The 14016-nt window shown below is 72.2% G+C and carries 14 protein-coding genes; 7 read left to right on the top strand and 7 right to left on the bottom strand.

The annotated features are described in order from the left end of the window. Window positions 1-36: 36 nt before the first annotated feature. From BIU98_RS16700 to BIU98_RS16670, 7 genes are all read right to left on the bottom strand, one after another. Window positions 37-741: a transglycosylase family protein gene (locus tag BIU98_RS16700; protein WP_071279027.1), complete on the bottom strand. Its 705-nt coding sequence runs from the start codon at window positions 739-741 to the stop codon at window positions 37-39. 367 nt (window positions 742-1108) lie between these two features. Next, window positions 1109-2260 carry a 23S rRNA (uracil(747)-C(5))-methyltransferase RlmC gene (rlmC, locus tag BIU98_RS16695; protein ID WP_071279025.1) on the bottom strand — a complete coding sequence of 384 codons (1152 nt, stop codon included), beginning with the start codon at window positions 2258-2260 and terminating at the stop codon, window positions 1109-1111. Window positions 2261-2277: 17 nt separating this feature from the next. Next, window positions 2278-3150 carry an SMP-30/gluconolactonase/LRE family protein gene (locus BIU98_RS16690; RefSeq protein WP_175481398.1) on the bottom strand — a complete coding sequence of 291 codons (873 nt, stop codon included), beginning with the start codon at window positions 3148-3150 and terminating at the stop codon, window positions 2278-2280. A gap of 2 nt (window positions 3151-3152) precedes the next feature. Continuing rightward, window positions 3153-3974 (bottom strand): aldo/keto reductase, encoded by an 822-nt coding sequence (locus BIU98_RS16685; protein WP_071279023.1) that lies wholly within the window; start codon window positions 3972-3974, stop codon window positions 3153-3155. Window positions 3975-3995: 21 nt separating this feature from the next. Next, entirely contained in the window at window positions 3996-5117 is a 1122-nt protein-coding gene (locus tag BIU98_RS16680) for a sorbosone dehydrogenase family protein (RefSeq protein WP_071279021.1), read from the bottom strand. Window positions 5118-5261: 144 nt separating this feature from the next. Then, complete coding sequence (locus BIU98_RS16675; RefSeq protein ID WP_071279019.1) at window positions 5262-5912, bottom strand: FadR/GntR family transcriptional regulator; 651 nt, start codon at window positions 5910-5912, stop codon at window positions 5262-5264. Continuing rightward, window positions 5909-6679, bottom strand: a complete 771-nt coding sequence (locus BIU98_RS16670; protein WP_071279017.1) for an SDR family oxidoreductase — start codon at window positions 6677-6679, stop codon at window positions 5909-5911. Before BIU98_RS16670 ends, BIU98_RS16675 begins: the two co-directional genes overlap by 4 nt. Before the next feature lie 58 nt (window positions 6680-6737). On the opposite strand from BIU98_RS16670, the gene BIU98_RS16665 reads away from it, so the two are divergent. The 7 genes from BIU98_RS16665 (at window position 6738) to mnhG (ending at window position 13970) form a co-directional block, all read left to right on the top strand. After that, window positions 6738-7487, top strand: a complete 750-nt coding sequence (locus BIU98_RS16665) for an SDR family NAD(P)-dependent oxidoreductase (RefSeq protein ID WP_071279015.1) — start codon at window positions 6738-6740, stop codon at window positions 7485-7487. Window positions 7488-7630: 143 nt separating this feature from the next. Continuing rightward, on the top strand, window positions 7631-10513 hold the full coding sequence (locus BIU98_RS16660) for a Na+/H+ antiporter subunit A (protein WP_071279013.1): 2883 nt from the start codon (window positions 7631-7633) through the stop codon (window positions 10511-10513). Then, window positions 10510-10980, top strand: coding sequence for a Na(+)/H(+) antiporter subunit C (locus tag BIU98_RS16655; RefSeq protein ID WP_083393336.1), 471 nt, complete (start codon window positions 10510-10512; stop codon window positions 10978-10980). The genes BIU98_RS16660 and BIU98_RS16655 overlap by 4 nt, the downstream gene beginning before the upstream one ends. Beyond that, a complete protein-coding gene (locus BIU98_RS16650) occupies window positions 10977-12704 on the top strand; it encodes a Na+/H+ antiporter subunit D (protein WP_071279011.1) in 1728 nt (575 codons plus the stop codon). Before BIU98_RS16655 ends, BIU98_RS16650 begins: the two co-directional genes overlap by 4 nt. Continuing rightward, a complete protein-coding gene (locus BIU98_RS16645; protein ID WP_071279009.1) occupies window positions 12701-13285 on the top strand; it encodes a Na+/H+ antiporter subunit E in 585 nt (194 codons plus the stop codon). The genes BIU98_RS16650 and BIU98_RS16645 overlap by 4 nt, the downstream gene beginning before the upstream one ends. After that, the gene (locus tag BIU98_RS16640; RefSeq protein WP_071279007.1) at window positions 13282-13617 is read left to right on the top strand and encodes a hypothetical protein; all 336 of its coding nucleotides are present in this window, start codon (window positions 13282-13284) and stop codon (window positions 13615-13617) included. The genes BIU98_RS16645 and BIU98_RS16640 overlap by 4 nt, the downstream gene beginning before the upstream one ends. Further along, entirely contained in the window at window positions 13614-13970 is a 357-nt protein-coding gene (gene mnhG / locus BIU98_RS16635; protein ID WP_175481397.1) for a monovalent cation/H(+) antiporter subunit G, read from the top strand. Before BIU98_RS16640 ends, mnhG begins: the two co-directional genes overlap by 4 nt. Window positions 13971-14016 lie beyond the last annotated feature (46 nt).

Raw genomic sequence — 14016 nt, 5'->3', positions numbered from 1 at the left:
AGTCGTGGGGCGTTCGTCGTGGTCGGTCGACCGAGATCAGGCCGGGAGCTGCAGCGTCTGCCCCGCGTAGATCAGGTTCGCGTTGTCGATCGTCGTCGTGTTGGCGGCCCAGAGCTGCATCCAGCCGCCGTCGACACCGAGCTTCGTCGCGATGGTGTCGAGCGTGTCGCCCGACGCCACCGTGTACGTCTTGCCGCTCGTCTTCACCGCAGCGGGCTTCGACGGACCGGCGGGAGCCGCTGCCGGGGCCGGTGCGGTCGCCTTCGGCGCTACCTGCGCGGCCGGAGCCGGAGCAGCTGCGGCGGGTGCTGCCGGAGCCGCGGGCGCTGCCGGCGCGGCAGCAGCCGGTGCCGGCGCGGGCGCGGCCTGCTGCGGGATGGCGGCCGGCGCAGCACCAGCGGTGCCGCTCAGCCCGAGCTTCGCGGAGCAGGCGGGCCATGCACCCCAGCCCTGCGACGCGAGGACGTGCTCCGCGACGGCGATCTGGGTCTCGCGGCTGGCGCTCGCGGGGCTGCCGACGCCACCGTTGGCGGCCCAGGTGCCCTGCGTGAACTGCAGGCCGCCGGAGTAGCCGTTGCCGGTGTTGATGGCCCAGTTGCCACCGGACTCGCACTGGGCGAGGGCGTCCCACGTGGCGCCGTCGGCGGCGTTCGCGGGTGCCGAGAGCCCGACGCCCGCCGCAGCGATTCCGGCGAAGGCGAGTCCACCGAGGACGGCGCGGGTACGGGTTTGCTTCTTCATCTGTTGCTCCACCGGGGCCGCTCGTCGGATCACGACGCCCACTGCCCACCCCGACCGATCGCGGTCTGTTGAGGTGTCACCGGGGGCAGTGGAACGCGCCGGTGTCACGGTCGGCAACCATAGGAAACTCCGTGTCGTTATCAAACCGAGACCAAGCGTTCCACCCCAGGATGATGCGGACCCCGCTCTTTTCCTGTAGGCGTCGATCCCCATGTGCGCGCCGATCGGGCGGGCCAGGGTACGCGATCATGCGAATTCGCTGGCAATGCCGTCCACTGGCCCCCAGGCGCACTGGAGGCGCGGGACGGCGCCGCCACGAGCCTCCAGGCCGCACTGGGGTCGCGACCAGGGCGCGGTCAGCAGCCGGTCAGACGCGCGTCAGGAGGGTCACGGCCTCGAGGTGGCCGGTCTGCGGGAACATGTCGAGGACGCGCGCGCGGCGCAGCCGCAGCGACGGCATCCGCGCCAGGTCCTTCGCCAGGGTCACCGGGTTGCAGCTGGAGTAGACGACGTGCTGGACGTCGGAGGCCTCGAGCCAGTCGGCGAGCGCCGGGCCGATGCCCCGCCGCGGCGGGTTGACGACCACGAGCTCCGGGGTCTGCTCGGGACGGGACCGCAGGGCGTGCTCGGTCGCGTCGTCGGCCGCGAACCGGAGGTCGACGAGGCCGGCCTCGCGCGCGGACTGCTTGGCGGAGCGGATGGCCTCGGCGCTCGTCTCGATCCCCGTGACGGCACGACCGAGGCGTGCGGCATGCAGGGCGAACCCGCCGACGCCGCAGTAGAGGTCCCACATCGAGGTCGGGTCCACCTCGTCGATCCACGCCGACGCCTGGGCGTACAGGGCGGCGGCGACGGTCGTGTTCGTCTGGAAGAAGCTCTGCGGGCGCAGGTGCATGGTCACGGCGCCGAGGCGCATCGGCAGGGTCTCCTGCTCGGTGAGGACGACCTCGCGCTCGCCCTCGGTGACGGCCTTGTGCTCGGGCAGCAGGTTCGCGGTCACGACGACGGCGGTCGGCAGCGCCAGGAGCAGGTCGCCGAGCCGAGAGCGCAGGCGGGCGAGCTGACCCTCGGAGCGGAGCACGAAGCGCACCATGAGCTCGCCGTCGGGGGACTCCGTCACGAGCACGTACTTCAGCTCGCCGCGGCGGGCCACCACGTCGTACGGGATGAGCCCGGCGGACGTGACGAAGTCGGCGAGCACGGGGAGCGCCCGCTGGATCCCCGGCGTGCAGATGCCGCAGTGCCGGATGTCGACCCCGCGCTGCCGGTGGTCGAGGATGCCGATCGTGGGGTGCTCGGCCGATCCGCCCACGACCATCTTCGCCCGGTTGCGGTAGGCGGACTCGGGGCTCGTGATCGCGGGCGACCACGCGACGGCACCGGGTCCGCCCGCCTCCTCGACCGCGTCGTGCAGGAGCTCGCGTGTGCGGAGTTCCTTGTCGAGGACCTGGTCGGCGTACGGCTGCCCCATGAGCGTGCACGAGTGGCACACCCCGCGGTCGAAGTAGTCGCACTGCATGGCCGAGTCAGGATACGTCAGCGCGCGGCGGCGTCCCGCGCTGTCGTGGCGATGCGGTACACCGAGGTCGTCGCGGTCAGGAAGAGGGTCGTGCCGTCGTCGCCGCCGAAGCAGAGGTTCGAGACCGTTTCCGGCACCGGGACGTCGCCGACGCGGGAGCCGTCCGGGGCGAACACGACCACACCCCGGCCGGAGGAGGACCACACGTTGCCGTCGACGTCCACGCGGATGCCGTCGGGCACGCCTTCCCCGGGCTCGAGCGTCGCGAACACCCGGCCGTTCTTCACCCGGGCGCCGTCGACGTCGTAGGCGCGGATGACCGGGCGCTTCCCGTCCGAGCTCGCGAGGTACAGCACGCGCTCCGACGGGTCGAACGCCAGGCCGTTGGGTTCGTCGGCGTCGAGCACCACCGGGCGCAGGTCCGATCCGTCGGGCGCGCAGCGGAACACCCAGTGGTCGCCGTACTCGCGCTCCCCGAGGTGGCCCTCCCGCGGCTGCGTGATGCCGTAGGCGGGGTCGGTGAACCAGACCGTGCCGTCGGTGGTGACGACGACGTCGTTCGGGGAGTTCAGCCGGAGGCCGTCCCACCCGTCGACGATCGTCGTGACGACCCCGTCCCGGTCGCGCTCGACCCGGCGGTTGCCGTGCGAGCACTGCACGACGCTGCCGTCGAGGTCGAGCGTGCGGCCGTTCGTGAACTCGACGCCCTCGGCGTACGCATCGACCGCACCGGTGTCGGCGTGCCACTGCAGGATGCGGTCACCCGGGATGTCGGACCAGCGGAGCGTCCTGGTCCCCGGGATCCAGCACGGCCCCTCCGCCCAGGTGCTGCCGGTCGCGATGCGCTCGAGCGCGGTCGGGTCGGGGACGAGGTCGGTGATCGACGCCATGGTCAGTCGGTCGTGTCCTGCAGGGCGTCGAGTGCCGCGACGTCCTCGGGCGCCAGGACGAAGTCGACGTCGGCGTTCTCGGCGATGCGCGACGGCGTGGTCGACTTCGGCAGCGGGAGCACGTCCTTCTCGAGCAGGTAGCGGATCGCGACCTGGGCGACGGTCTTGTCGTACTTCGCGGCGATGTCGGCGATGGCCGTGTTCGACAGCAGGCCACCGGTGGCGAGCGGCGAGTAGCCCTCGACGAGGACGTCCTGCTCCGCGCAGAACGCCGTGGTGTCGTCCTGGGTGTTGCCGATGAACCAGCGGATCTGGTTGGCGTGCGGCACGACGTCCGTCTGGCCGAGCAGGTGCTCGAGGTCCGGGACGGCGAAGTTCGAGACGCCGATGGACTTCGTCTTGCCGGCGTCGTAGAGCTCCTCGAAGACCTTCCACACCTCGACGTTGCCCGCGCGGTGGTCGCTGCCCATGTCGCTCCAGGGCCACGGCGCGTGGATCAGGTACAGGTCGACGACGCCGAGGTCGAGGTTGCCCGCCGACTCCGCGAAGGCCTCGCGCGCGCCGGACGCGGTCTTGATCTCCGCCGGCAGCTTCGTGGTGATGAAGACCTCGTCGCGCGGGACGCCGCTGTCGCGGACGGCCTCGCCGACGCTGGCCTCGTTGCCGTAGGCGAGCGCGGTGTCGATGTGGCGGTACCCGGCGTCGAGTGCGGCGCGGGTGGCGTCGTAGGCCTCTGACCCCGAGGGGATCTGCCAGGTGCCGAAGCCGATCTGGGGGATGTGGAGTCCGTTGGACAGGGCGAAGGTGTCGGTGAGAGCTGGCATGCCCCGGACAGTACGCCCGCGTCAGTCGGACAGGCCCACGGAGAGGACCCGGTCGTCGCCAGCACCGGCGGAGCCCCGGCCGTCGGTGTTGTTCGTGACGAACCAGAGCGTGTCGTCGGGGCCCTCGAGCACCGTGCGGATGCGGCCGTAGTCATCCGCGAACCACTCGCGCGAGGTCGACGGATCGGACACGGGCACCGAGCGGAGCACCCGGCCCTGCAGGTTGGCGATGAAGACGGTGTCGTCGACGACCGCGAGGCCGCTCGGGCTCGCCTCGTCCGTCGTCCACTGCTGCACCGGGTCGACGAAGCCCTGGTCGGTGCCGCCCGTCCCCTCGACCTCGGGCCAGCCGTAGTCGCTGCCCGGCTCGATGACGTTGAGCTCGTCGAAGGCGTTCTCCCCGAACTCCGACGCGAACATCGTGCCGTCGTCCGCCCAGCCGAGCCCCTGCACGTTGCGGTGTCCGAGGGACCACACCGGGGAGCCGTCGAACGGGTTGTCGTCCGGCACGTCACCGGTCGGGGTCACGCGCAGGATCTTGCCCGCGAGCGCGTCCCGGTCCTGGGCCTCGGACCGGTCGCCGGCGTCACCGACGGTCACGTAGAGCATGTCGTCGGGCCCGAAGGCGATCCGGCCGCCGTTGTGGAAGCTGTTCGCGGGCAGGTCGTCGATGACGGTCGTCGGGTCGCCCAGTCCGTACGAGCCGGCGTCGCCGGTGAGCGGGTAGCGCTCGACGCGGTTGCCGTCCTCGCCGGTCGAGTAGACGTAGAGCTCGTCGTCGTCGCGCACCGCGAGGCCGAGCAGTCCGCCCTCGCCGCCGTGCCGGACGCCGTCGATCGTGCCGACGGTGCGCGGGGTGCCGTCCTCGGCGAGTTCGAGCACGTCCCCCGAGTCCCGGAGGCTCACGAGCGGGGTGTCGTCGACCAGCACGACGGACCACGGTGCCTCGAGGTCGGTCGCGACGTCGGTCACGGCTCCCGTGGGGACCACCTCACCGCTCGCCAGGTCGTCCGGGGCCGGCGGAGCCGTCGCACTGCCCCGCGACGAGCGGTCGTCCTCCGCGTCGGGCCCGGCGGAACAGCCGGCAAGGGTCAGGACGAGGAGGGCGAGCGATGCGAGGGGTACGGCGGTCCGGGTGCGCATGTCGCGGACGGTACGCGGGCCGGCAGGGCACGGACGGGAGGCTCGGCACCTGTCCGGCAGACACCCGGCCGCCCGTCAGGTGGCCGGTCCCGTCTCGCGCAGGACCCGCGGGTGCAATCGTCCGTGCGGGTCAGGCGCGCGCGGTCACGTGCGGTCGACGATGGTGCGCATCGCCGCAGCTGCCGCGGGGGCGTCCCCGCGCACGACCGCTTCTACGAGCCGGACGTGCAGGTCGACGTCGACCGGGTCGGGCTCGAGGTGCGCGCGCTCGTCCAGCGCCCGCTCGACCACGCGCGCCAGCCGCTCGAACACCGCGTTGCCCGACAGGGCCAGCAGGCTCCGGTGCAGCTCGCGGTCGGACCGGACGAAGGCGGCGGGGTCCGCACCCGCGGTGGTGAGCCGGTCGGCGGTGGCGACCAGGGCCTCCAGGGCGTCGGGTGGGTGCGAGGCGGACGCGACCCGGTCCGCGGCGGCCGCGGCGGCTTCGGGCTCGACCGCTCGACGCAGGGCTCGGAGTTCGGCGAGCGCGGTGTCCCGGTCCGGGCCGGCGAGGCGCCAGCCGACCACGCGCGGGTCGATGAGGTCCCACTGTTCGCGGGGCAGGACGCGGAGGCCGACCCGGCGTCCGGCGCTGAGGAGGCCGAGGCCGACGAGGACGCGGGTGGCCTCGCGCACGATGCTGCGGCTCGCCCCGGTGCGTCGGACGAAGCCGTCGATGCTGTCGGCGTGGCCCGTCGCCAGCGTGCCGTCCACGATCGCCTGCCCGAGCCCGTCGAGCACGCGGTCGAAGATCACCGCTGTGCGACCGGGCTGATCACGAGCTCGTCGACGCGGACGTGCGCCGGGGCGTCGAGGACGAAGCCGATGGTGCGACCGATGTCCTCGGGCGTGAGCATCACGGCGCGGGCGGCGGCGTCCGGCACCTGGGGGCGCTGGTCGAGGAAGTCCGTGGCGACGTCCCCGGGGCAGAGGTGGGTGGCGCGGACGCCGTGCGGCGCCTCCTGCTGGTTCAGGCTGCGGACGACGGACCCGAGCGCGGTCTTCGAGGCCGAGTAGGCGACGCCGGCCCCCGGTTGGAAGGACCACCCGGCGTACGAGGACACGACGACCACGACGCCGCCCGTCGGACTCGTGCGGAGGGCCGGCAGGGCGGCGTCGACCACCGAGAGCACCGCGGTGAGGTTCGTGTCGAGGACCGCGCGGACGTCGGCCATCGACTGGTCGTCCCAGCGACGGGCCGGGGTGTTCAGCCCCGCGGCGAGGACGAGGCCGTCGAGACGGCCGTGCCGCTCGGCGATCGTGGCGGCGGCGGTCGTGACGGCGTCCGGGTCGCTCGCGTCGAGCGGCAGGACGTCGGCGGTGCCGCCCGCTGCCCGGACCTCGGCGGCGACCTGCTCCAGCCGGTCGGTGCGGCGGCCGCTGAGGACGACGGTCCAGCCGCTCGCCACGGCGGTGCGGGCCGCTGCTGCGCCCATGCCGCTCCCGCCGCCGGTGACCCAGAGGACGCGTCCGGTGGTCGTGGTCGTGCTCGTGCTGTCCGTGCTCGCGCCCGCGGTCGTCATCGTGCAATGGTATGCCTATTGGCGCCGACGATGGCCGTCGGCCGAGAAGGAGCTCCCCATGCACCTCGACCTCCGCGACCGCGTGGTCGTCATCACCGGGGCGGCGCGCGGCATCGGACGGACGCTCGCCGACCGCTTCGCCGCCGAGGACGCCCGCGTCGTCGCCCTCGACCTGGCGTTCGACCCGGACTTCCCGCTCGAACACGTCGTGTGCAACGTCGCCGACCCCGCGTCCGTGCAGCAGGCGATCGCGTCGGTCGTGGAGCCCCACGGGACGATCGACGTGCTCGTGAACAACGCGGGCGTGAACGTCGACGGGCTCGTCGCCGACCTGCAATGGGACGCCTGGCGGCGCTGCATGGACGTCAACCTCGGCGGGACGTTCCTGATGAGCCAGGCCGTGGCCCCGGTGATGCAGGCGGCTGGACGCGGGCGGATCATCAACGCGGCGTCGTTCGCGGCCATCGTGCCGAGCGTCGGGAGCGCCGCCTACGCCGCGTCGAAGTCGGCGGTGGTGGCCTTCACCCGGGTGCTCGCGTCGGAGCTCGGGCCGTGGGGCATCACCGTGAACGCGTACGCGCCGGGCATGGTGCCGACGGCGATGAACGGCTTCGCGACGATGCCGACCGAGGCGCAGGACCGGCTCCTCGACACGCTGTCGCTGCGGCGGTGGGAGACGGCGGACGACGTGGCCGACCTGCTCGTGTTCCTGGCGAGCGACGCGTCGTCGTACATCACGGGGACACTGCTCGACGTGTCGGGCGGGAAGCTCGCGACACAGATCCCGGCGCGGGCGTACGGGCGGTAGGCGGCGCGGGCAGAGTGGTGCTCGCAGTCTGATCCACGGCGTGCGCTTCCTGTCCGGCCGCACAGGTTCTGTGCATCCGGCTCTCGGTAGCCTGTGAGCCACCCAGAGCCGGACTGTCACGCCCGACCCCGAGGAGGCGCCCCATGGTCACCGTCCTCGTCGCGTTCGCCGTCGTCGCCCTGCTGGTGCCGGCCCTCACGCCGCTCCTCGGTCGCCGCGTCTTCTACCTCGCCGCCCTCGCACCCGCCGCAGCCGCGGTGCTCACCGTCACGCAGACGGACCGAGCCCTGCACGGCGGGGTCACCGAGCGCTTCACCTGGGTGCCGGAGCTCGACCTCGCACTGGCCCTGCGCGTCGACGCCCTGTCGTGGGTGCTCGCGCTCGTCGTCTCCGTGGTCGGCGCCCTCGTGCTCGTCTACTGCGCGTCGTACTTCGGCCCGGAAGAGCCGGGGCTCGGACGGTTCGCCGGCGTCCTGACCGCGTTCGCCGGGTCGATGTACGGCCTGGTCATCGCCGACGACGTCATCGTGCTGTTCATCCTGTGGGAAGCCACGACCGTCTTCTCGTACCTGCTCATCGGCCACGACTCGGTCAAGCGGGCGAGCCGGGCCGCTGCGATGCAGGCCCTCGTCGTCACCACGGCCGGCGGCCTGGCGATGCTCGCGGGCCTGGTCGTCCTGTCGGTGCGCACCGGCACCACGCAGCTCTCCGCCATCGTCGAGCAGGCGCCGTCGGGGCCCGTCGTCACGGTCGCCGTCGTGCTCGTGCTGCTCGGTGCGCTGACGAAGTCCGCGATCGTCCCGTTCCACTTCTGGCTGCCGGCCGCGATGGCCGCGCCGACACCGGTCAGCGCCTACCTGCACGCCGCCGCGATGGTGAAGGCGGGGATCTACCTCGTCGCGCGCCTCGCCCCGGCGTTCGCGATGCTCGGGGGCTGGCGGGAGACCATCACGGTCCTCGGCGTGCTCGGCATGCTCGTCGGTGGGTACCGGGCGCTCCGACAGACCGACCTCAAGCTCCTGCTTGCCTACGGCACCGTCGCGCAGCTCGGGTTCCTCGTGCTCGCCGCCGGCTGGGGCACGCCCGCGATCGCCCTCGGTGGGGTCGCGCTGCTCGTCGCGCACGCAACGTTCAAGTCCACGCTGTTCCTGGTCGTGGGGACCGTCGACCACGTCACGGGCACCCGTGAGCTCACCAAGCTGAGCGGGGTCGGCCGGAGGATGCCGTGGCTGGCGACGGTCGCGGTGCTCGCCCTCGTGTCGATGGCCGGAATCCCCCCGACGATCGGCTTCGTCGCGAAGGAGGCCGTGCTCACCGGGTTCGTCGAGGCCCTGCACGGTCCCGGTGCGGCCTGGGCCTGGGTGGCGCTGATCGGTGTCACGATCGGCTCCGTCCTCACCGTCGCGTACTCGCTCCGCTTCCTCTGGGGCACCTTCGGCCGCAAGCCCGGGGTCGAGCAGACCGAACCGCACGCGCTGCACGGACTCGGCGTCGTGCCGTCGGTCCTCGGCCTCGCCGGGCTCGCGCTCGGGCTGCTCACGCCGGTCGTCGCCCACGGGATCGAACCGGCAGCGGAAGCCGCGTCACGGTCCGGGGAGCCCGTGCCGCACCTGGCGCTCTGGCACGGCCTGGAGCCCGCGCTCGGCATCTCCGCCCTGACGCTCCTCGGCGGCGTCGCCCTGTTCCTCGCCCGCACCCGCGTCGAGGCCCTGCAGCACCGCCTGGCCGGGTCCCCGAGCGCCGCGGGCACGTACCGTCGGATGATGCGGGGGCTCGACCACGGTGCGACCGGTCTGACCGCCTTCGTGCAGCGCGGTTCGCTCCCCTACTACCTGACGGTCATCCTCTCGGTGTTCGTCGCCGGCGCCCTCGCCAACCTGGTGCTCGGCGGCCCGTGGGAGTTCCACGTGCGGTTCGCCGACTCGTGGGGCCAGGTCCCCGTCGTCATCGTGATGTCGATCGCCGCCATCTCCGTGCTCTCCGCGAAGACCCGGTTCGCCGCGGCGGTCCTGGTCGGGGTGACCGGGTACGGCATGTCCGTGCTGTTCGTCCTGCACGGCGCCGTCGACCTGGCGCTGACCCAGCTCGTCGTCGAGACGGTCACGCTCATCGCCTTCGTGCTCGTCCTCCGCCGGCTCCCCCCGCGCATCGCCACCGCGAACCCCTCGCGCTTCCGGGTGCTCCGGGCCCTGTTCGCCGGGCTGGCCGGCCTGACGCTGGGGATCGTCGTCATCGTCGCCGCTTCGGCCCGCACGGCGACGCCGATCTGGCCGGACCTGCCCGCGTTGACGAGTTCGTTCGGCCACGGCCTGAACGTCGTGAACGTCGCCCTCGTCGACCTGCGCGGCTGGGACACCCTCGGCGAGCTGACGGTCGTCGTCGCCGCGGCCACCGGCGTCGCGAGCCTGATCTTCGTGAACTCGCGCGAGGACACCCTGCCCCGCCTGCGCGACCTGCCCGAGTCCGCGGACGAGCGCCGCGACGGGGAGCCCCGCGCCTGGCTGCCGACGAGCGCCGCGCTGCCGACCGGCCGGAGCGCCCTGCTCGACGTCGTCGTCCGTCTGCTGTTCCACGGCCTGATCGTGCTGTCCGTGTACCTGCTGTTCGCCGGGCACAACGCCGCGGGCGGTGGGTTCGCGGGCGGCCTCGTCGCGGGCATCGCGCTCGCGGCCCGCTACCTCGCCGGTGGCCCGGCCGAACTCGGTGCCGCCGCCCCCGTGCGGGCCGGCCGCCTCCTGGGGCTCGGGGTCGCGACGGCCGCGATCACGGCGATCGTCCCGCTCTTCTTCGGCAAGGAAGCCTTGTACTCGGAGTTCTTCGAGGCCACGGTCCCGGTGCTCGGGCACGTCGAGTTCGTCACGGCGACGTTCTTCGACATCGGCGTCTACCTGGTGGTCGTCGGCCTGGTGCTCGACGTGCTGCGCAGCCTCGGCGCCGAGGTCGACCGGCAACGCCTCGAGGACTCCCGCACGTCCACCCGCGACACGATCGAAGCCGACCGCGACCCCGAGGAGGTCTCCGCATGACCATCACACTCGTGCTCGTCATCGCGATGGCCGTGCTCTTCGCCTGCGGTGTCTACCTGCTCCTCGAGCGTTCGCTCACGCGGATGCTGCTCGGGTTCCTGCTGCTCGGGAACGCGCTCAACCTGCTGCTGCTCGTGATGTCCGGCGCCGCGGGCGACCCGCCGATCGGGAAGTCCGCCGAGGGCATCACCGACCCGCTCCCCCAGGCCTTCGCCCTCACCGCGATCGTGATCACCTTCGCCGTCAGCGCCTTCCTGCTCGCGCTGATCCACCGCTCGTGGACGCTGTCCCGCGCGGACGAGGTCGAGGTCGACGAGGCCGACGTCGCCATCCGCCGGGCACGGGGCGAGACGACCGACGAGGACGACACCGAGATCGACACGGACACGGACACCGGCTCGACGCCCGACGACGGCCATGAACGTCACCACGAAGCACCCGCCGACGAGCGCGAGGGATCCCGATGACCTTCCTCGTCCCGCTCCTCGTCCTCGTCCCGCTGCTCGGCGCGGCGGTCGCCCTCGGGCTCCTCCGGCACCAGCGGATCCAGCGCGCGATCACGGTCGCCGTGCTCGTCGTCGCCCTGGCCGTCGCCGCCACGCTCATGGTGCTCGTCGATCAGCACGGCACCATCGTGGTGCAGGTCGGCGGGTGGGATGCCCCGTACGGCATCTCGCTCGTCGTCGACCGCCTGAGCGCCCTGCTGCTGACAGTGTCCGCGAGCGTGCTGCTCGTCGTCCTGTTGTTCTCGATCGGGCAGGGCCTGGCCGCGGACGACAGCGAGGCCCCGGTCACGATCTTCTACCCGACCTACCTGGTGCTCGCCGCCGGCGTGCTCGACTCGTTCATCGCGGGCGACCTCTTCAACCTCTACGTCGCGTTCGAGATGCTCTTGGTGGCCAGCTACGTGCTGATCACCCTCGGCGGCAGCGAACAGCGCGTGCGGGCCGGCACGACGTACATCGTGACGAGCCTCATCGCGTCGGCGATCTTCCTCTCCGCCATCGGGCTGGTCTACGGCGCCACGGGTACGGTCAACATCGCCCAGATCAGCGAGCGCGTCGCGGGGCTGCCCGACCACGTGCAGCTGCTCCTGCACACGATGCTGCTCATCGGGTTCGGCATCAAGGCCGCCGTGTTCCCGCTGGCGTTCTGGCTGCCCGACTCGTACCCGACCGCCCCGGCCCCGGTCACCGCGGTGTTCGCCGGCCTGCTGACCAAGGTCGGCATCTACGCGATCATCCGGCTCGAGACGATCATCTTCCCGAGCCCCGACCTGAACGGGGTGCTGCTCGTCGTGGCCACCCTGACGATGGTGGTCGGGGTGCTCGGCGCGGTGTCGCAGACGGACGTCAAACGGCTGCTGTCCTTCACGCTCATCAGCCACATCGGGTTCATGGTGATGGGCGTCGGCCTGGGCTCCGTCGCGGGGACGGCTGCCGCGGTGTTCTACACGGTGCACCACATCGTCGTGCAGACCACCCTGTTCCTGGTCTCCGGCCTGATGGAGCGCATCGGCGGGACGACGTCCACGCGGTCGCTCGGCGGCCTGCTCAAGGCCGCGCCCCTGCTGGCCGCGCTCTACCTGGTCCCCGCGTTCAACCTCGGCGGCATCCCCCCGTTCTCCGGCTTCATCGGCAAGCTCGGTCTGTTCCGTGCCGCCGCCGTCGACGGCAGTCCCCTGGCGTACGTGACGATCGGCGCCGGGGTCGTCACCTCGCTCCTGACGCTCTACGCACTCATGCGCGTCTGGGACGCCGCCTTCTGGCGGCCGAAGCCCGCCGCGGAGCCGGCGGCCCCGCACGCCGCCGTCGCCGAGGCGCACGAGACACTCCGCGCGCCGGAACCGGCGCCGGTCACGATTTCCGAGACCGACGGCTCCGTCCTGGCCGGGCCCACCCGAGCCGGTACCGACGCGTCGCGAAGCGACGTGGCGGCCGAGCGAGTGGGGAGAGGCTCGGTGACCGTCACCGACGCTGCCAGCGCTGGGCGAGCCTCCCGTCCGTCCCCTGCACACGGCGAGAAGGTGCGCCTGCCCCGCATGATGGTCGCCGTGACCACCGTCGCGGTGCTCGGCTCGGTCGCCCTGACCGTCGTCGCCGGACCCCTCTACGGCTACGCGACCCGCGCCGCCCAGTCGCTCGAGTCCCCGGTGCAGTACGTGCAGGCCGTCCTCGGGGAGCGCCCATGAGGGACGACACCCGCCGCATCGCCAATGCCCGCCGCATCGTCGTCGCATGGCGCTACGACGTGCCGCTCGCCGCCGGACTGACCGTCCTGTGGGCACTGCTCTGGGGATCGTGGAGCCCGCTGACGCTGCTCTGCGGCATCGTCGTGGCGTTGCTCGTGACGCAGCTGCTGCCCCTGCCGCCGGTGCCGCTGTCCACGCGGTTCTCCCCGCTGCGGTTCCTGTGGTTCCTGGTGGTCTGGTCGGGGCTGGTGTTCCGGGCGTCGTTCCGCGTCGCCTGGGTGGCCGTCCGACCACGCGGTGTCCGCCGGAGCTCGATCGTGCTCGTGCAGCTGCACACCACGTCGGAGATGACCTTCACGCTGGCGACGCTCGCCGTGTCGCTCGTGCCCGGGTCCTACGTCGCCGACGTCGACCTGAAGCGCCGCCGACTGCTGCTCCACGTGCTCGACACCGAACGGGTCGAGCAGGTCGAGGCTGCGAAGCGCGAGGCCCTCGGGATCGACGCCCTGGTCATCCGGGCGGTCGGCTCGAAGCAGGACGTGTCCGAGCTGTCCGACCCGCCACCGGAGGTGACCCGATGAGCGCAGCAGTCGTCGTCATGGGGATCGGCATCGCACTGGTCCTCGCCCTGCTCGGGGCGACCCTCGCGATGGCGGTCTTCCGGATCGTGCGCGGTCCGACGATCCTCGACCGGATGATCGGCTCGGACATGGTGCTCACCACCGTCCTCGTCGTGATCGCCGCGGCGATGGTCGTCCGGCAGGACCTCGCCGGCATCCCGGTGCTCGTGGTCATCGCGGCGACGAGCGTGTTCGCCACGATCGCCGTCGCCCGCGCCGTGACCCCCTCGTCCGACCCCTCCGACGAGGGCACCGACGCCACCACCCCCGAACGACGACAGGAGGGATCGTGATCGAGGTCATCGAGTCCTTCGTCGACGGTGCCGGCGTCCGCGCGTGGATCGCCCTCGGGCTGCTGCTCGTCGGGTCCCTGCTGTCGCTCGGCGCCGGCGTGGGGATCGTCCGCTTCCCCGACCCGCTCGTCCGGCTGCACGCGATGTCGAAGCCGCAGGTGCTCGGGCTGGCCTTCGCCCTCGCCGCCATCGTGGTGGCGGTGTGGACGTGGACGGCGTTCTTCGTGGTGCTGCCGATCATGGTGTTCCAGCTGTTCCTGGTGCCGGTGTCGACGCACATGATCGCCCGCGCGGGGCTGCGCTCGAACGAGTACCGCCACGAGGACCTACTGGTCGACGACACGGAGTCCTAGGCAGGTTTACATGTCTTATCCGACTTTATGACATCGAGATAAAGTG

It is taken from the genome of Curtobacterium sp. MMLR14_010, assembly GCF_001865015.1.
GTDB lineage: Bacteria > Actinomycetota > Actinomycetes > Actinomycetales > Microbacteriaceae > Curtobacterium.
This window is presented reverse-complemented; position numbering and strand designations above follow the sequence as displayed.